The sequence below is a fragment of the Burkholderia sp. AU18528 genome (assembly GCF_002223215.2).
Taxonomy (GTDB): Bacteria; Pseudomonadota; Gammaproteobacteria; order Burkholderiales; family Burkholderiaceae; genus Burkholderia; species Burkholderia semiarida.
The window spans coordinates 1,306,507-1,324,521 of the sequence record NZ_NKFC02000004.1 but is presented as its reverse complement, the minus strand read 5'-3'; the positions used below and the strand labels follow the sequence as shown (position 1 = coordinate 1,324,521).

Here is an 18,015-nt window from a genome sequence, read left to right as displayed (position 1 = left end):
GACGGCCGGCCACGCGGCCGGCGGCGTCGCGCGACGGGCTTCCGCGCCAGGTCCGGTGCGGCCGACTGCTGTAACGCCATTGGCGGGCGCTGCTCGAGCGTGAAGCACCGGGCCGGCGCAGGCGCCGACGCGCCAGAACAGGGGAGGCCGCCGGCTGGCTTACGTTTCCAACAACAATGGTCCGTCTGCTCACGAAGCGGCGCGGATCGTACGTCGCGAGGCACGACAGTGACCGATTCGCAATCTTCCACGACGCGTCCGGCGACGATCAGCGACGTCGCGCGCGAGGCCGGCACGGGCAAGACCAGCGTTTCGCGCTACCTGAACGGCGAGACGCATGTGCTGTCGGTCGATCTGCGCCAGCGGATCGAGGCGGCGATCGCGCGGCTCAACTACCGGCCGAACCAGATGGCGCGCGGGCTCAAGCGCGGCCGCAACCGGCTGCTCGGCATGCTCGCGGCCGACCTGACCAATCCCTACACCGTCGAAGTGCTGCAGGGCGTCGAGGCCGCGTGCCATGCGCTCGGCTACATGCCGCTCATCTGTCACGCGGCGAACGAAGTCGAGATGGAGCGCCGCTTCCTGCAACTGCTCACGACCTACCGCGTCGAAGGGCTGATCGTCAACGCGCTCGGCGCCGAGGAAGACGTGCTGCGCCCGCTGCGCGGCGCGGGCATTCCGGCCGTGCTCGTCGATCGGACGGTCGAGGGCTTCGAGGCCGACCTGATCGGCCTCGACAATACCGATGCGATCGAGACGGCGCTCGCGCATCTGGTCGCACAGGGCTTCGACGCGATCCATTTCGTCGTGCAGCCGTTCGAGCACGTGAGCTCGCGGCGCGTGCGCGAGGCCGCGTTCCGCGCGGCGCTGGCGGCGCGCGGGCTGGCGGTGCCGTCGACGGTCGTGCTCGATCTGAACGAACCTGGCGCGGCCGCGGCGGCGCTTGCCGACGTCGATGCGCGCATCGACGATGCGGCGCGGCGCGGCGTGCGCGCGGCGCTGTTCGCCGCGAATGCGCCGGTCGCGCTGGCGATCGCGCGCCACCTGCGCGCGCGCTTCGGCGCCGCATGGCAGCAGCAGGCGGCGCTGCTGTCGATCGACGATCCGGAATGGGCCGAGCTGATCGGCATCACGACGATCCGTCAGCCGACCTACGAAATCGGCTACAAGGCCGTCGAATTCGTGCACGAGCGGATCGACGGCGCGGCGGGCGACGTGCGCGTCGCGATGCTGCCCGGCGAGTTGATCGCGCGCGCGTCGACCGCAAGCTGAGTATCATTCGGGGCACGCAGCGCGCCAGGTGCGCTGCCTCGAACAAGGAACTCCATGACTGTCGCTCCCGTCACGCTGGCGGCGCTGATTGCCGCCACGCTGATCATCGCGCTGCTGCCGCTCGTCCTCTACCGCTTCCTGCGCAAGCCGCTTGCGCTCAACCGCCGCGACACGATCGTCGGCGTCGCCGTCTTCACGCTGTTTGCCATGATCGTCGAGCGCGCGTTCCACGGGCTCGTGCTGAGCCGCACGCCCGAGGACGGCTGGCTGACGCAGCCGCTCGCGTTCGTCGCGTACAGCGCGCTCGCGACCGCCGTATTCGAGGAAATCGGCCGCTATCTCGGCATGCGCGTGCTGAACCGCCGCTATGGCGCATCGGCCGGCGACGGCCGCGGAATCGGCTACGGGATCGGTCACGGTGGCGCCGAGGCGTGGTTCGTCGGCGTGCTCGTGTGGGGCCAGTGGTCGTATCTCGCGTGGCTCGCGAGCCGCGGCCAGCTCGAGACGCAGTTGTCGGACCTGCCGGTCGACACCGTGGTGCGGCTGCACATGATGCTCGCGACACTGTCGGCCCAGTCGATCCTGCTGTTGCTGCTCGAACGCTGCGCGGCGTTCGCGGTGCAACTGGCGCTGTCGGTGCTGATGTGGCGCGGCGTGCGTGCCGGCCGCATCGCCGTGTTGCCGCTCGCGATCGTGCTGCATGCGCTCGCGGCGACGCCCACGCTGCTGTACCAGGTGCGCGTGCTGCCGGCCGCGTGGGTCGAGGCCGCGTATTTCGTGCTGGCCGCGATTCTGGTGGCCGTGCTGGTGAAGACGTGCTGGCCGTCGCGTGCGACGGCCTGACCGGAGAGACGCAATGGACGACTATCTGATCGAATGCCCGAGCGCGGAATTCGACGCGCTTGCGCGCGTGATCTGCGAACTCTTTCCGGAGCAGACGCGCTTTGTCGAAAACAGCGACGAACGCGGGCGATTCCTGTCCGTGCAGTGGCTCGCGATGCGTTTCGGCGCGACGCCGAAGCGGATGACGCTGGACATCCGGATCGTGCCGGCCGCGCTCGCGCGCTACCTGGCGCTCAAGCCGATGCAGCGCGCGCGCAGCCACGCGGTGCTGCATGCGTATACGGAAGCGATGCTCGGCTCGCTCGAAGAGCGGCACGCGGCCGGCGAGGCCGTCGAGCGCGACGCGGAACTCGAACTCGACGAAGACTTTGCGTGAGCGGCGGCGCCGGCCGCGGGCCGGCGCGGTGCGTCACGCGTCGCGGTAGACCTGCGCGAAGCGCTGCGCCTGCACGACGCCGTAGTCTCCCGGCGCGTATTGCATCACCCAGTCGCCGGCGACGCCGCGCAGCGTGTCGCCGTTTTCCGAGCGGGCGATCGTGAACGGCTCGTCCATCCGGCGCGCGAGCACGACGGCCGGCCGGTTGCGGTAGGCGCCCGGCGTGCCGTGCGCGAGCGCCGGATCGGCGGGCAGGTATTTGGCGTCGAAACGTGCGCGCGACACGACCCAGCGGTCGCCGGTCGAGCCGGTGATCAATGCGTCGCCCGTCACATAACGGTTCGGGCCTTCGAGGCTCATCAGTTCGCCGTCGGCGTCCGCGAAGGACACGGCGACGGTTTCGTCCTTGACGACGCGACGGGCCTGCGGATCGGTACGCAGATCGAGTTGCTTGAGTTCGAGCATGGCGGGGAGGGGCGGGAAAGCGGGAAAAGCCGGGAGCTTATCCCGAATTCGGCGCGCCGTGTGACGCGCCGGTCGCCGGTCGACGCGCGGTGCTGTTCGGCCCGGGTGGGCCGGCACGGCGCCGGCGGGGAAGGCGTCAGGGCTGCGCGGGCGCGCTCGCGGCCGGCGCGGCGGCCGCGTTGCCTTCCTTGCCCTTCGTCTTGCCCTTGCCGCGGTGCTCGCCGCCGTGGTGCAGCCAACTGCGGAACGTCGTGTCGGCCAGCGCCTTCTGCTCGGCCGGGAAGCTCTCGTAGAGCGGCGCGAATGCGTCGGCGAGCTTCTTCGCGCCGTCGGCGTTCGCCTGCGACAGTTCCGCGTACTGCTTCATGTCGTCGATCGCGGACACGTCGTGTTTGGCCATCCGTTCACTGTAGAGGCGGCCCATCGTTGCGCCGTTGTCGCGCATCGTGTCGGCGAACGTCTTCCATTGCGGCTCCTGCGCCGACGTGATCTTCAACTGGTCGTGCAGGTACTTGATGCGCTGCTCGATGCGCGCTTCGTGGCGCGCCGCGCGCTGCTCGGCGCTCGGCGCCGACGCCGCGGCCGTCGTTGCCGGCGCTTGCGGCTGTGCCGGGGTTTGCGCGAACGCGCTGGCTGCAACGGCGAGCGTAGCGAGGGTGAGCGAGATTTTCTTCATGGTTGGCTCTCCGGGGTGGTGTCTGGCGAGCGGGCGCGGCGGCCATCGCCGCCAGCGCGCCTCTCGCGTCGCCCGTTATTAGTAGCACGTTGCCTGCCGCGCGGCAGTGAATGCGACACTTGCTTACATCCGATACGAATCGAAATCGAAGGTGCGAATCCGGGCCATGCCGGTTGGGCGCGCCGGCGTTCGGCGCTATCATCGCGTCACTTTCCACTCCGCCGGCACATCGCGCGCCGGCTCAGCGTCATGCGTCCACCACGTCTCGACCAACTCGACGATCTCGACCGGCAACTCGTCGCGCTGCTGCAAGCCGATGCGCGCGCCAGCGTCGCCGATCTCGCGCGCCAGCTCGACGTGGCGCGCACGACGGTCGTCGCGCGCATCGCGCGGCTCGAACGCACTAACGTGATCGCCGGGTACAGCGTGCGACTCGGGCAGGACGTGCTCGACGCGAGTATCTATGCGTACGTCGGCATCATCCTCACGCCGAAGTTCGGCAAGGACGTATTGCGCAAGCTCGACCGGATGCCGGAAGTCCAGCTGCTGTGCGCGGTGAGCGGCGAGTACGACTACGTCGCGTGGCTGCGCGCCGATTCGCCGGAGCGGCTCAACGACCTGCTCGACCAGATCGGCACGCTCGAAGGCGTCGAGCGCACGACGACGTCGATCATCCTGTCGCGCAAGATCGATCGCGGAACGATCGGCGGCTGACCTGTTGGATGCGGCGCCGCGCGGGCGTCGCTGCGTCACGGCTGCCCGGATTGAAGCCGAGGTACCTGCCCGCACGCATTCGTATCGGCCTTCGCTGTCCTTCGTGATCGGCACGGGCGCCCGCCGTTGTCCTTTCGCGCCTCGCGCGCTTCTTTCCAGAATCTCCTTTCGTATTCAGCTTCGACCGGCGTGTCGTACCAGATGCATGTGCGGTTCGTGCGTCCGGTGCGACGGCGTGCGTCGTCTTCATCCTCGCGATGCGCCGCCGCCAACGGCCGGCGTGCGACAGCGGCTATGCGCGATTTTTATGTGAATCGGTCGTTTCGACGAAATCTATCGTCATAACGTCGAAATTATCGGTCGTTTCGCATCATTCTTCGTCTTGGAACTGATTTTGCGCGTCCCTACACTGTGTTCATTGGCTCAACGCCGTTCACAACACCAAACCCATCATCAGGAGATAAGCGCATGAAAATCGCCATCGTCGGCGCAGGTCTGATCGGCCACACCATTGCTCACATGCTGCGCGAAACCGGCGACTACGAAGTCGTCGCGTTCGACCGCGACGCGGATGCGCTCGCGAAGCTGTCGCGCGAAGGCATCGCGACGCAACGGGTCGATTCGGCCGACGCGAACGCGATTCGCGAAGCGGTGAAGGGCTTCGATGCGCTCGTCAACGCGCTGCCTTACTACCTCGCGGTCAACGTGGCCGCGGCCGCGAAGGCGGCCGGCGTTCATTACTTCGACCTGACCGAAGACGTGCGCGCCACCCATGCGATCCGCGAGCTGGCCGACGGCTCCGACCGCGCGTTCATGCCGCAATGCGGCCTCGCGCCGGGCTTCATCGGCATCGCCGCGCACGAACTCGTGAACGGCTTCAGCGAAGTGCGCGACGTGAAGATGCGCGTCGGCGCGCTGCCCGAATATCCGACCAACGCGCTGAAGTACAACCTGACGTGGAGCGTCGATGGCCTGATCAACGAATACTGCCAGCCGTGCGAAGCGATCCGCGACGGCCGCAAGCAGTGGGTGCAGCCGCTCGAGGGCCTCGAACACTTCTCGCTCGACGGCACCGAATACGAAGCGTTCAACACGTCGGGCGGCCTCGGCACGCTGTGCGAGACGCTGTCGGGCAAGGTCGAGACGCTCGACTACAAGTCGGTGCGCTACCCGGGCCACCGCGAACTCGTGCAGTTCCTGCTCGAGGACCTGCGCCTGTCGACCGACCGCGACACGCTGAAGTCGATCATGCGCCGCGCGGTGCCGTCGACGAAGCAGGACGTCGTGCTCGTGTTCGTCACGGTGACGGGCGTGAAGGACGGCCAACTGGTTCAGGACGTGTTCACGCGCAAGATCTTCGCGAAGGATGTGTGCGGGATGCACATGAGCGCGATCCAGATCACGACGGCCGGCGCGATGTGCGCGGTGCTGGATCTGTTCCGCGAAAAGAAGCTGCCGCAGAGCGGTTTCATCCCGCAGGAGAAGGTGTCGCTGAAGGCGTTCCTGTCGAATCGTTTCGGCAAGCTGTACGACGGCGGCACGATGGAGCGCATGCACGCGGTTGCCTGACCGCGGTTGCCCGACGGTAGTTACCAGACGATTCGCCAGCCACTGGCACGAGGGCCGTACGACGCCGGGAGCGCAGCAGCGCTTCCGGCGTTGTTTTTTGGGGGAGAAGCGGAAGGGCCGGGGGCGCGGGATCAGGCCGGCAGCGGCGGGACCATCGTCGCCGGCTGCGGCGGCGGCACGATGCGGTACAGCAGCGCGTCGATGTCCGCGTCGGACGGCGCGGTGTTGTCGAACATCACGATGCCGTCGCATTCGCGGCCGGTGGGCACGAAGCGGCGCTGCCGGTATTCGTCCCAGTGCGCGAGCTTGTACGCATCGTTCGGGTTCGCACGCGCGACGATCCGCCGGTGCGCGACGTCTTCCGACGTATGGACCCACACGACCGTCAGCGTGACGTCCGGCGCGATGCCGAGCCACGCGCGATCGAGGATGCGCCGGTCGCGCACTTCGCGCGATAGCGGGCCGACGACGAGCGCGCCGATGCCGAGCGCGAGATTTTCACGGGCCGTGTCGAGCAGGCCCTGGTATTCGGCATCGCGAAGGTGCTTCAGGTAGAGCGGACTGTCGCGGTCGTTCGGATCGTCGGTGAGCGCCCCCATCGCGGCCGCGCTGTAGCGGCCGTACAGCGTGTCCTTGTCGAGCAGGCAGAACGCCTGGCCGGTCGCGCGCATCAGCGGCCCGATGAGCCGCTTCGCAAGCGTGGTCTTGCCGGTGCCGGCGTGACCGCAGAAGAACGCCAGGTGCGTCACGAATGCCGGCTCCCCGACCGCTGGCCCGACGTGTCGCCGCGCGAGAACACTTCCGCTTCCAGCCACATCGCGTTGATGATGCCGAAGCCAAGCGCCACGCCGATGCCGAGTATCCACGAGAAATACCACATAGGTCTGTCTCCTTGACGATTGGGCCGCGCGGCCGTTGTGCAGTGCGCAATGCAGGCCCGACGAGCCTGTCGAAGCGCACGGAGCGCGTGCTGCGATGCACGCAGCCCGATCATGACCAATATCGGCGTGCCGTGCAAGCCGGCCCGTCCGTGCAGCAAACCGGTAAACTGATGCGCAAACCGCAATATCGTGAACAACATGCTGATCAACTGTGCTGCTTACCAGGACGGCCGCAAGCTGGCCGATATCGACATCGATGCCATTAGCGATTACGTGTCGAAGCCCGAATGCTTCGTCTGGGTCGCGCTGAAGGATCCGACGCCCGAGGAAATCGACCTGATGGGCGAGGAATTCGGGTTGCACGAGCTGGCGCTCGAGGATGCGCGCAAGGGCCATCAGCGGCCGAAGATCGAGGAATACGGCGATTCGCTGTTCGCGGTGCTGCATACGGTCGAACTCGACGAGGACGGCGAATTCAAGGTCGGCGAATTGAACGTGTTCGTCGGCCCGAATTACGTGCTGTCGATCCGCAACCATACCGAGCACGATTTCCGCGACGTGCGCAAGCGTTGCGAGCGGGAGCCGCATCTGCTGCGGGAGGGGTCGGCGTTCGTGTTCTACGCGTTGATGGACCAGGTCGTCGACCGGTATTTCCCGATCCTCGAAACGCTCGGCACCGAACTCGAGGAACTCGAGGACCGCATTTTCGCGAAGGCCACGCCGGCGTCGTCGCGCGCGATCATCGAGGATCTCTATTCGCTGAAACGCCGGCTCGTGCTGCTGTACCAGCACACGGCGCCGCTGATGGAGCCGCTCGCGAAGCTCACCGGCGGGCGTGTTCCGCAAGTCTGCAGCGGGATGGCGGCCTACTTCCGCGATGTGTACGACCATTTGCAGCGGATCGTGAAAACGATCGAAGGGCGGCGCGAGATGGTCGTCACGGCGATCCAGGTCAACCTCGGAATGATCTCGCTCGCGGAGAACGAGGTGACCAAGCGGCTCGGCTCGTTCGCCGCGCTGTTCGCGATACCGACGATGATCGCCGGCATCTACGGGATGAACTTCGCGAACATGCCCGAACTGCACCTGAAATACGGGTTCTACGGCTGCATCGCGGTGATGGCCGCCGCCGACCTCGCGCTGTGGTGGCGTTTCAAGCGGGCAGGGTGGCTGTAGGGCGGCGTCACGCCGGCCGCGGCGCGTGCTTGCCGACCACGACGCGCCACGGCCGCACGCGCCACGATTTCACGAGGCCGTTCTGCACGTACGGATCGGCGCGCGCGAACGATTCGGCCGCTTCCGGCGAATCGCCTTCGAACACGAGCACGGCTTGGTCGGCCGGGTCGGCCAGCGCACCGGCGAGCACGAGTTCGCCGCGCTCGGTTGCCGCCTGCGCGAGCGCGAGATGCTCCGCACGAAGCGGTTCGCGGCGCGACAGGTAATCGTCGACGAGTTCGTAGATCAACTGGTAATGCATGATCGCTCCAGGAATCGGTTTCCGCCTCGGATAGTGGGCGGCCAGGTCAGTATAGGGCAGCGGGAAAGCCCTTGGCGGCGTGGTTTGCCGGCGCGATGGCGGGCATTGGCCGGGCGCGCTTCATGACCCGCGCATCCCGGCCGATATCCCGCTGGTTTCCTCAAAAACGCAACTAACGGTCGAGCTTCCAAACATCGGCAAATTGCCGGGCGCTTCGCGTCCACGGCTGATCCGCGTGGAATTGGTCTACAGGAAACGACGGCCGCCGGCCTATGCCGGGTCCGGATTTCGCATGCCGGCGAGGCAGGGGAGCAGGTGAAAACGATAGGCGCCGGCCCGGGGGGCGGGGGGCGTGCGAGGGGTGTTTCCATTGGGCCGGAATGCGACCTATGCTGAACGAATCCGGAGCGAACGCCGTTCGCCCGATTCGCCCAGACGAGGTGCGCCATGCCGGTCTCAGCCACCCTGCAGGATTGCCTGCGCCAGAAGTCATCGCGGTACGAAGTCGTGTACCACCCCTATAGCCATACGAGCATGGAGACGGCCGCCGCCGCGCACATTCCCGGCGATCGTCTCGCGAAAACGGTGCTCCTCGAGGACGCCGAGGGCTACGTCGCCGCCGTGTTGCCGACGACGCACGCCGTGCGTCTGTCGGATCTCTGGGTGAAGACGGGACGCCATCTCGTGCTCGCCCGGGAGGTCGAATTGCGCGACCTGTTCAAGGATTGCGACATGGGCGCGCTGCCGCCCGTGTGCATGGCGTACGGGATGAAGACGTTCCTCGAGGAACGCCTCGCGCAGCAGCCGGAAGTCTATTTCGAGGCCGGCGACCACGAAGCGCTGATCCACATGATGCAGGACGAATTCCTGGCGCTGATGGAGACGGCCGAGCGCGCGCATTTCTCGCATCGTATGCAGGGGATGATGCTGTCCTGAGCGATGCCGGCCGTGCATCGATGACGCATGCGCGGGCATTTTTCCCACCGGGCTCGGTGAAGTGGAGATGCCCGTGCGCGCAGAGGGGCGGGTAACGAATTCACGCTGACGCAGCGGTATCCGGTTTCGGAAAATAGATTCGTTATGCAGAAGATCGTTTAAACCGGGCCGGTAGAAAGGTTTTCTTATTTTAATTCGGAATCCTTTTCAAATAAACGGCGGGCGACTCCTCGGAATATCGCGTCAACGGGCCCTGGCTCCGCGTGACAACGGTCAATCGGCTTCCATCCTTGCATGAGACAACCAGACGCATCCGGCGGCGCTCATTCCAGACGCGCCAATTCAGTGCGCCGCACTAAATCGGTGATTATTTGTGAGAGGCACTGAATTAGTGCGATAGCCTACAAAATAATTACCGAATTAATGGAAAATGTTTGTTGAAGCTTACTAACTTGTTATTCGAGTAAGGCCTCCAAACTTTGTATTTGGGTATCAAATAAAGTTTGACGCCCAAATTTTTTCCTTGCTATCTTCTGCACCCAAGACGAACGGCCTGGCTGACGTCGGCGTGTAACGAAGATTCAATCGTCATACGAGAACGCGCCTGCGCCGACGAAGCTGACAATTGCCTGAACGCGCTGGTGCGGGGCGGACGCCGGATAGGGCGGCTATCCCGTGGTGGTTGAAACGATTCCTTGAAATTGAATGAATTCGGATCCGAAATCGATGCTTTCGATTCGGATTGCTAATTGCATTGAAAATGAAATTTCGGGTTGAGGCGGAGGCGGAACCGATCTGGTTCCGGCGCCGGCCATCATCGCGAAACTGGGCGATTCGCTTGGGGGGATGGATAGTGGGCATGAAAGTCGAAGAGCATCTGGTTGCTTCGAACAGCGGACTGGCCACGCTCGGCCGTCCGCGGGAATTCGGCAAGAAGCAGCAGAATCCGGTGCGCCGTTTCGGCGGCATCGCAGTCGTCCTCCTGTTGCATGCAGTGCTGATCTACGCATTGCTCAACGGCCTCGCGACGAAAGTCGTGCAGGTGATCCAGCATCCGATCGAAACCCGCATCATCGAGCCGGTGAAGCCGCCGCCGCCCCCGCCGATGCCGGTCGTCAAGCTTCCGCCGCCGAAGTTCGCGCCCCCGCCACCGCCGTTCGTGCCGCCGCCGGAAGTACCGGTGCAGGCGCCGCCGCAGGCGACGATCACGCACCAGTCGGCACCGGTGCCATCCGCGCCGGCCGTGCAGGCGCCGGTCATCGCACCGCCCGCGCCGGCGGCCAAACCGGTCAGTCACGAAGTAGGTGTCGTCTGCCCGAATTCGGACACGATTCGCGCGTCGATGCAGTACCCGAAGGAAGCGCAGGAAAACAACATCACGGGTGACGTGACGATCGAGTTCGTCGTGGATGCGGAAGGGAACATCACGAACGAACGCGTGGCCCAGTCGGCCGACCCCGTGCTCGATCGTGCGGCCTACAACACCGTGAAGCGGTTCAAATGCGTGGCGCAAGGCCAGGCGGTACGGGTGCAGGTGCCGTTCTCGTTCAACCTGAATTGATGCAGTGGGCGGTCCGGCGGGAGCCGGACCGGTGAAAACCGGCTCGAACCTTAATCGTAAGTTCAACGAAAGAATTGGAGTGGGGTATGACGAAGCGTTCTCTGGCCGCGCTGGCGGCAAGCCTGTTGATGTCCGTCGCTGCAATCGACGGGCTCGTTGCACCGCAGCCCGCCTACGCGCAGGCGAGCGGATCCGCGGCGGCATCCGACGCGTCGCAACAGGCCGCGGCGCCCACGCAGGCGCCTTCCGCGGCCGAGCCGGCCCCGCCACCGGCGCCTGCTACGACCGAAGCGATCGAGAATCCGTACGGGCTCGGCGCGCTCTGGAAGAACGGCGACTTCGTCGCGCGCTTCGTGCTGATCCTGCTCGTGATCATGTCGATGGGCAGCTGGTACATCATGATCACGAAGTTCGTCGAGCAATTGCGGGCAAACCGCCGCGCGAAAATCGCGGACGCGCAGCTCTGGAGCGCGCCGTCGCTGGCCGAGGGCGCGAAGCTGCTCGACGAGGCGTCGCCGTTCCGCTTCATCGCCGAAACGGCGATCGAGGCGGGCGAGCATCACGACGAGGCGCTGCTCGAAGCCGTGGACCGCAACACGTGGATCGACGTGTCCGTCGAGCGCTCGATCACGAACGTGTCGAACCGCCTGCAGGACGGGCTCGCGTTCCTGGCGACGGTCGGTTCGACCGCGCCGTTCGTCGGGCTGTTCGGCACGGTCTGGGGGATCTATCACGCGCTGACGGCGATCGGGATCGCGGGCCAGGCGTCGATCGACAAGGTCGCGGGCCCGGTGGGCGAGGCGCTGATCATGACGGCGATCGGCCTGGCGGTCGCGGTACCTGCCGTACTTGGCTACAACTTCCTCGTCCGGCGCAACAAGTCGGTGATGGAACGCGTCCGCAACTTCGGCGCCCAGCTGCATACCGTGCTGCTGGCCGGGAGCAAGCGCGCGGTGCGCGCGCCGTCGCCCGCCGCGTCGCTCGTGAACTGACCGGCTGACGGAGGCGCGCGATGGGCATGAACGTCGGGCAGGACGAAAGCGACGAGGTGATCGCGAACATCAACACGACGCCGCTCGTCGACGTGATGCTGGTGTTGCTGATCATCTTCCTGATCACGATTCCGGTCGTCACGCACACGATCCAGCTGCAGTTGCCGAAGGAGGTCGTGCAGCCGCTGCAGACCACGCCGAAGAGCGTCGAGATCGCGGTGAATCGCGACGGCGATTTCTTCTGGGGCGAACAACGGGTGGATGCGTCGGCGTTGCTCGCGAAGCTGAAGGGTGTGTCGCAGCAGCAGCCGCAGCCGAGCGTGCACGTACGGGGCGACCAGAACACGCGCTACGAGTTCATCGGCCGGGTCGTCACGATGTGCGAGCGAGCGGGTATCGCGAAGGTGTCGTTCATTACGGAACCGCCGGCGCGGGGTGGTTAGCCTTGCATGGGAACGGCATACGCGCCGATTCCGATTGACGACGACGCATGGGATCAGATCAGGCATCGACAGGAGCAGACGATGGGAATGAACGTGCCTTCGGGCGGGAGCGGCGGCGAGCCGGACGTGATGGTCGACATCAACACCACGCCGCTGATCGACGTGATGCTGGTGCTGCTGATCATGCTGATCATCACGATCCCGATCCAGATGCATTCGGTGAAGATGGACCTGCCGGTGGGCAACCCGCCGCCGCCCGCCACGCCGCCGGAAGTGGTGCAGATCGACATTGACTTCGACGGTACGACGACGTGGAACGGCGCGCCGGTGCCGGACCGCGCGGCACTCGAGGCGAAGCTGACGGCGGTCGCGCACGAGCCCGTGCAGGCGGAGATCCATCTGCGGGCGAACAAGCTGGCGCCGTACAAGGACGTGGCGGCCGTACTGGCGTCCGCGCAGCGCGTGGGCGCGACGAAGATCGGCCTGATCGGAAACGAGCAGTTCATGCAATGACGGGACAGGCGGACCGATGAACCAGCGACGATGGAAACGGATGATGGCGCTGACGGCGCTCGGTGCGGCCTGCGTGCTCGGCCGGCCGGCGTGGGCGGCCGATGCGTTGCGGCCCGACGTGGCGAAGCCGCTGGCCGCGGCGCAGGACCTGTATCGCGCGCACAGGTATCGCGATGCGCTCGGCAAGATCGCGCAGGCGGCCGCCGTGCCCAACCGCACGCCGTACGAAACCTACATGGCGGAAGCGACGCGCGGCGCGGCGGCGATGGCGGCCGGCGATACCGGCGTGGCCGCGCAGGCCTACGAAACCGTGCTGAACTCGGGGCGCCTGTCGGGCGCGGACGAGCAGCGGACGACGGCGGCGCTCGCGGGAATCTACTTCCAGCAGAAGAACTATCCGCAGGCGATCCGCGTCGCGCAGCGCTACCTGAAGGCGGGCGGCACGGATCCGGACATGCGCACGCTGCTCACGCAGTCGTATTACCTGTCGAACGATTGCGGCCAGGTCGTGAGCCAGTTGAAGGCGAGCACGGAGGCACAGGCGAAGGCCGGCCACGCGCCGGACGAGGGCCAGCTGCAGATGCTGGCGACCTGTGCGCAAAAGAGCAAGGACGCCGTTGCCTATCGTAACGCGCTCGGCATGCTGGTGGCTTTTCATCCGAGCCCCGCGTACTGGGAGGACATGATCTCGGCCATTCGCGGCAGCCCCGGTTACCTGTCGTCGCTCGACCTCGACATCTACCGGTTGCGCAGGGCGACGGGCTCGCTGACGACGGCCGACGCCTACATGGAGATGACGCAGCTCGCGCTGGTGGCGGGAACGCCGGCCGAGGGCAGGCAGGTGATCGACCAGGGATTCGCGTCCGGCGTGCTGGGCAAGGATGCACAGGCGGAGCGCGAGAAACGGCTGCAGGCGCTGGCTGCCAAGCGTGCGCAGTCGGGTGCGGACGCCGCCAACCCGGTGGCGCCGATCGATGCCGGCATGAATCTGGTGTTCGCGGGCCATGCGGCGCAGGGGCTGTCGATGATGGAGCAGGTGATCGCGAAAGGCGGACTCGAGCATCCCGATGCCGCGCGGCTGCGGCTCGGCGAGGCGTACTACGTGGCCGGCCAGAAGGCGCATGCGGTCCAGGTGCTGCGCACGGTGAAGGGTAACGACGGGTCGGCGGATCTGGCGAAGCTGTGGACGGCGGTGGCGTCCCGGTAGCGCAACGCAAAGCCGCGACGGCATGCGACGCGCACGCAATCGACGAGCAGCGTGGCGCGATGGAAGTACAAGTCCTTGACGTTCGGACATGAAGAGAGACAGGGGAAATGTTATTAATTAGTAACACGAATGAAATAGGCGAAACACTCGCGGGCGCGCGGCGACGGTGCCGCGCCGCGTCGGCCGCGTCATCGCATCGGCCACGGATGGCCGACATCAAACCGGTTTCGACTGCGAGGCTCCGCACTTCCATGACTGTGCCCCCTGATGAGTCGGTTCTGGTCGCCGTATCGCTGGGCCGCAAGATCCGGGCGCTGCGCCAGCGCCTGAAGCTCACGCTTGACGAGACGGCCGGGATCGCGGGTATTTCGAAGCCGTTTCTGTCTCAGGTCGAGCGTGGGCGCGCGACGCCGTCGATCACGTCGCTGGTCCGGATCGCGCACGCGCTGGGCGTCACGATGCAGTACTTCATCGACACGCCGACGGAAGCGCGTTCGGTGTGCCGCGGGAACGCGCTGCAGTACTTCCAGTTCGCGAACTCGGCCAGCCTGTTCGCCAGACTGACGAACCTGGTGGATGGCCGCAAGCTCGACGCGATTCTCGTCAGGATGCCGGCGGGGCAGTCGCCGTCCGAGATAACGACGCATGCGGGCGAGGAATTCGTCTATGTGATGCGCGGGCAGGTCGCGCTGACGCTCGAGGATTGCACGTTCACGCTGAATGCGGGCGATACCGCGCACTACGAATCGACGATGCCGCATGCATGGCGCAACACGGCCGACGAAGAAGCGGTGATCGTCTGGGTCGGCACGCCGAGGCTGTTCTAGCGGAGGCGGCAGGCACCGCATGTCGAACCGGAAGCAGCAGGAAGTGCCATCATGACATGTAGTAAGCATGACGAAGTAAATATAAAGAAACGGTGATGCCGGGCGGAACGGGTGCCAGGCCGATCCGTTCGAGTCGTGGCGGTCGGAAGGGTGGCTATTGCGGGTTCCGTTACACGGGCGCCCAGGACGCGCAAGGAATTCACAAGGTTCCGGCGTACAGCAGGTGGGGTCTTACTACGAGCGAGAGGGAACGAGATGAAGCAGAGAGTGTTGGCGTTGGCCATCAAGAGGATAGTCTGGGCGGAACTGGCGCTGACGGCCGCGCTGGTGCCGCCGGCGTTTGCCCAGAGCCAGCCGGCGCCAGGCGCCGCATCGATCGCGGATGCGGTCGCGAATGGCGCACCCGTGACCGTTGCGCAGGCGAACGGTACGGCGGGCGCTGTCGCCGCCACGGGCGCAGCGGCATCCGGTGCGGCAGCCGAGGCGACGCCTGCCGCTCCCGGCGCGAACGGACAGGGGAAGGTCGCGCAGATCAAGCGGTTCGAAGTGACGGGTTCGCTGATCCGGCAGGCCGACAAGGTCGGCTTCAACCAGGTTCAGACCATCACGAGCAAGGACATCGAGAACAGCGGCCACACCAGCGTCGCGGACTACCTGCGCAGCACCTCGGCGAATTCGGCAAGCAGCTGGAGCGAAGGGACGACGAACAGCTTCGCGCCGGGCGGCGCAGGCATCGCATTGCGCGGCCTCAGCGAGAAGTACACGCTGGTGCTGATCGACGGCATGCGGGTGTCACCGTATGCGTTCGCGGTGAACGGCAGCGATCAGTTCTTCGACCTGAACACGCTGCCGCTGAACATCATCGACCGAATCGAAATCGTCAAGACAGGCGCGGTGTCTCAGTATGGTTCCGACGCAATCGCGGGCGTGGTGAACATCATCACGAAGAAAAACTTCCAGGGTCTCGAGCTGGGAGGCAGCTACGGCGGTGCGACGAACGGTGAAGGCGGCCAGGGCACGACGAAGTTCAGCATCCTCGGCGGCTTCGGCGACCTGAACGCCGACCGCTTCAACGTGACGGCGGCGCTCAGCTACTACAAGTCGAACGGCATCTCGATCGCCGATCGCGACATGACGCAGAACCAGGATTTCTCCAATTTCCCGGGCGGCCTGTCGAACCAGAGCGTGTCGTACTGGCGCAATCCGGCCACCGGCGCGAAGGTGCCGCTGAGCCCGTGTCCGAACGGCGGTCAGGCCGTGCCGGGCACCTCCGTCGCGCAGGTCAACGGTCCCGGCACGGTCTGCGCAAACAACACCGCGTACGCATCGTCGCTGTCACCGTGGACTGAACGCCTGAGCGCGAAGGTGCACGCCGACTTCAAGATCAGCGACGCGATGCAGGCGTTCGCCGATCTCTGGGAAAGCAACAATACGACGGTCACGAACAACTTCGTCGGCCGCCTCGGCAACAGCACGCAGACCTATGATCCGGCGACGGGCGGTCTCAACCCGATTTCGAACCTCGTGCCGGGCAGCAACCCGTATAACCCGTTTGGCGTGCCGGCCAAGCTGGTCTATACATTCCCGGCCACGCAGGCCGTGCATACGAGCTCCAACTTCTGGCGTGCCGCGACGGGTGTGAAAGGATCGTTCAGCACGCCGCGCGTGGGTGACTGGGACTGGACGGCGTCCTACACGCATTCGCAGAACACGGTGTCGAACAACTATTCGAACCTGATCAACGCGGCCGCGCTCGAAAATATCGTCCAGAACGGCGTATTCAACTTCGCGAATCCATCGTCGACACCGAACGGGTTGAACGGGCTGTACGGAAGCACGTCGACGCAGGCCATCACGAAGCTCGACGCCGTCGATGCGACGCTGTCGACGCCGAACCTGTTCACGTTGCCCACGGGTAACGTCGGCCTGGGTCTCGGTACGCAATTCACGCACCAGAGCCAATACATCGGGACGGGCGCGGACTACGCGAACGGCACGCTCATCCAGCCGTCGCTGCAATCGGTCAACGGCGAGCGCAACGTCGCGGCGGTCTACTACCAGATCGACATTCCCATCCTGAAGAACCTGACGTTCAGCCAGTCGGGGCGCTACGACCACTACAGCGACTTCGGTGGCGCGTTCTCGCCGCGCTTCGCGTTGCGCTTCCAGCCAATCCGCGAGCTGACGATGTACGGTTCGTACAACCGTGGCTTCCGCGCGCCGACGCTGATCGAAAACACCTCGTCGAGGACCTACGGCGCGCAGGGCGCGGTCGATTCGAACGATCCTAACAATCCGAACGCATACAACCTCGTCGAGGAAGTGCAGGCCGGTAACAGCAAGCTGCAGCCGGAGCGGACCAAGAACTACAACATCGGCTTCCAGCTGTCGCCCACCCGCAATACCGATTTCGGCTTCGACTGGTACAAGATCCACATCGACAACGTGATCGGCACGGAAGATATCCAGACGGTGGTGGACCAGAACGATCCGTCGAAGGTGATCCGTAATCCGAATGGTTCGATCGCGTATGTCGTGCTGCCGTACATGAACCTGTCGTCGCTCGATACGGACGGCTTCGAGACCACCTTCCGCCAATCGGTGTCGACCAAGATCGGTACTTTCACGCTGTCGGGCGACTGGGCCTACGTGTGGCACTTCAAGATGCCGGTGGGCGGCGAGACGACCGACTTCGCGGGCAACAACGGTTCGCTGAACGAGCCGTTCGGCGGCAGCTTCCCGCGCTGGAAGGGCAACACGAGTCTGAACTGGAACTACCACAACCAATGGAACGCGACGTTGACGTGGATGTTCACGGGACCGTACAGCCAGGCCATCCTGTCGCCGGGCCAATATCCGAACATGCAGGACAGCGTGGCGTCGTACAGCCAGTTCAACCTGATGGTCAGCTACACCGGCTTCAAGCATTGGACGATCTACGCGGGCATCGACAACATCTTCAATCGTGCGCCGCCGTTCGACCCGGTTTTCATGAACGCGAGCTACCAGACGGGCTACGACACGTCGCTGTACACGTATGTCGGTCGATTCGCGCAGGTTGGCGCGACCTACAAGTTCTGATGCCGATTGCGATGCACGGATGGGCTTTAGACCGGCCGCTCCACGTCCACCTCCCCATTTTTTGGAGCGGCCCTTTTTCGCCTGGCGCCACGACGGCCTGCAACCGGGACGTGCGGCGATGCAGTTCGCAGGCGCGTTTTCAGCACGAACAACCAGTGGGATGCAGGTGGCACGCGGCATCC

The 18,015-nt window shown here is 65.3% G+C and carries 19 protein-coding genes; 14 read left to right on the top strand and 5 right to left on the bottom strand.

The window, feature by feature from the left end; translation table 11 throughout:
* Nucleotides 1-228: 228 nt before the first annotated feature.
* The 3 genes from CFB52_RS08875 to CFB52_RS08865 are packed head-to-tail and all read left to right on the top strand — an operon-like array spanning nt 229 to nt 2,491.
* Nucleotides 229-1,272 carry a LacI family DNA-binding transcriptional regulator gene (locus CFB52_RS08875; RefSeq protein ID WP_059583434.1) on the top strand — a complete coding sequence of 348 codons (1,044 nt, stop codon included), beginning with the start codon at nt 229-231 and terminating at the stop codon, nt 1,270-1,272.
* A gap of 54 nt (nt 1,273-1,326) precedes the next feature.
* Nucleotides 1,327-2,115 (top strand): YhfC family intramembrane metalloprotease, encoded by a 789-nt coding sequence (locus CFB52_RS08870; protein ID WP_099316431.1) that lies wholly within the window; start codon nt 1,327-1,329, stop codon nt 2,113-2,115.
* Between the two features lie 13 nt (nt 2,116-2,128).
* Entirely contained in the window at nt 2,129-2,491 is a 363-nt protein-coding gene (locus tag CFB52_RS08865; protein WP_059583430.1) for a DUF3022 domain-containing protein, read from the top strand.
* A gap of 33 nt (nt 2,492-2,524) precedes the next feature.
* On the opposite strand, the gene CFB52_RS08860 is transcribed toward CFB52_RS08865, so the two are convergent.
* Both CFB52_RS08860 and CFB52_RS08855 read right to left on the bottom strand, forming a co-directional pair.
* Nucleotides 2,525-2,956, bottom strand: a complete 432-nt coding sequence (locus tag CFB52_RS08860) for a PGDYG domain-containing protein (RefSeq protein WP_059583428.1) — start codon at nt 2,954-2,956, stop codon at nt 2,525-2,527.
* Between the two features lie 136 nt (nt 2,957-3,092).
* The gene (locus CFB52_RS08855) at nt 3,093-3,632 is read right to left on the bottom strand and encodes a Spy/CpxP family protein refolding chaperone (protein WP_060009782.1); all 540 of its coding nucleotides are present in this window, start codon (nt 3,630-3,632) and stop codon (nt 3,093-3,095) included.
* A 249-nt stretch (nt 3,633-3,881) separates the two neighbouring features.
* On the opposite strand from CFB52_RS08855, the gene CFB52_RS08850 reads away from it, so the two are divergent.
* A complete protein-coding gene (locus CFB52_RS08850) occupies nt 3,882-4,346 on the top strand; it encodes an Lrp/AsnC family transcriptional regulator (RefSeq protein WP_006481526.1) in 465 nt (154 codons plus the stop codon).
* Between the two features lie 468 nt (nt 4,347-4,814).
* Entirely contained in the window at nt 4,815-5,915 is a 1,101-nt protein-coding gene (locus CFB52_RS08845) for a saccharopine dehydrogenase family protein (RefSeq protein ID WP_059583425.1), read from the top strand.
* Nucleotides 5,916-6,046: 131 nt separating this feature from the next.
* Here CFB52_RS08845 and CFB52_RS08840 read toward each other — a convergent pair whose 3' ends face one another.
* Together CFB52_RS08840 and cydX are read right to left on the bottom strand one after the other, a co-directional pair.
* Nucleotides 6,047-6,664 carry an ATP-binding protein gene (locus tag CFB52_RS08840; RefSeq protein WP_099316430.1) on the bottom strand — a complete coding sequence of 206 codons (618 nt, stop codon included), beginning with the start codon at nt 6,662-6,664 and terminating at the stop codon, nt 6,047-6,049.
* A complete protein-coding gene (gene cydX / locus CFB52_RS08835) occupies nt 6,661-6,795 on the bottom strand; it encodes a cytochrome bd-I oxidase subunit CydX (RefSeq protein WP_027810184.1) in 135 nt (44 codons plus the stop codon). Before cydX ends, CFB52_RS08840 begins: the two co-directional genes overlap by 4 nt.
* Nucleotides 6,796-6,994: 199 nt before the next feature.
* On the opposite strand from cydX, the gene corA reads away from it, so the two are divergent.
* Entirely contained in the window at nt 6,995-7,972 is a 978-nt protein-coding gene (gene corA, locus CFB52_RS08830) for a magnesium/cobalt transporter CorA (RefSeq protein WP_059583422.1), read from the top strand.
* 7 nt (nt 7,973-7,979) lie between these two features.
* Here corA and CFB52_RS08825 read toward each other — a convergent pair whose 3' ends face one another.
* Complete coding sequence (locus CFB52_RS08825) at nt 7,980-8,273, bottom strand: YciI-like protein (RefSeq protein ID WP_059583421.1); 294 nt, start codon at nt 8,271-8,273, stop codon at nt 7,980-7,982.
* Between the two features lie 447 nt (nt 8,274-8,720).
* On the opposite strand from CFB52_RS08825, the gene CFB52_RS08820 reads away from it, so the two are divergent.
* The 8 genes from CFB52_RS08820 (at nt 8,721) to CFB52_RS08785 (ending at nt 17,833) form a co-directional block, all read left to right on the top strand.
* Nucleotides 8,721-9,209, top strand: a complete 489-nt coding sequence (locus CFB52_RS08820; RefSeq protein WP_060318656.1) for an aminoacyl-tRNA deacylase — start codon at nt 8,721-8,723, stop codon at nt 9,207-9,209.
* An 859-nt stretch (nt 9,210-10,068) separates the two neighbouring features.
* Entirely contained in the window at nt 10,069-10,770 is a 702-nt protein-coding gene (locus tag CFB52_RS08815) for an energy transducer TonB (protein ID WP_059583418.1), read from the top strand.
* Between the two features lie 86 nt (nt 10,771-10,856).
* Nucleotides 10,857-11,762 carry a MotA/TolQ/ExbB proton channel family protein gene (locus CFB52_RS08810; RefSeq protein ID WP_099316429.1) on the top strand — a complete coding sequence of 302 codons (906 nt, stop codon included), beginning with the start codon at nt 10,857-10,859 and terminating at the stop codon, nt 11,760-11,762.
* Between the two features lie 20 nt (nt 11,763-11,782).
* The gene (locus CFB52_RS08805) at nt 11,783-12,205 is read left to right on the top strand and encodes a biopolymer transporter ExbD (RefSeq protein WP_059645854.1); all 423 of its coding nucleotides are present in this window, start codon (nt 11,783-11,785) and stop codon (nt 12,203-12,205) included.
* An 81-nt stretch (nt 12,206-12,286) separates the two neighbouring features.
* Nucleotides 12,287-12,718 (top strand): biopolymer transporter ExbD, encoded by a 432-nt coding sequence (locus tag CFB52_RS08800; RefSeq protein ID WP_099316638.1) that lies wholly within the window; start codon nt 12,287-12,289, stop codon nt 12,716-12,718.
* A gap of 16 nt (nt 12,719-12,734) precedes the next feature.
* A complete protein-coding gene (locus CFB52_RS08795) occupies nt 12,735-13,925 on the top strand; it encodes a tetratricopeptide repeat protein (RefSeq protein ID WP_099316428.1) in 1,191 nt (396 codons plus the stop codon).
* A gap of 251 nt (nt 13,926-14,176) precedes the next feature.
* A complete protein-coding gene (locus CFB52_RS08790) occupies nt 14,177-14,752 on the top strand; it encodes a helix-turn-helix domain-containing protein (protein ID WP_099316427.1) in 576 nt (191 codons plus the stop codon).
* A 255-nt stretch (nt 14,753-15,007) separates the two neighbouring features.
* A complete protein-coding gene (locus CFB52_RS08785) occupies nt 15,008-17,833 on the top strand; it encodes a TonB-dependent receptor (RefSeq protein ID WP_099316426.1) in 2,826 nt (941 codons plus the stop codon).
* The last annotated feature ends 182 nt before the right edge of the window (nt 17,834-18,015 follow it).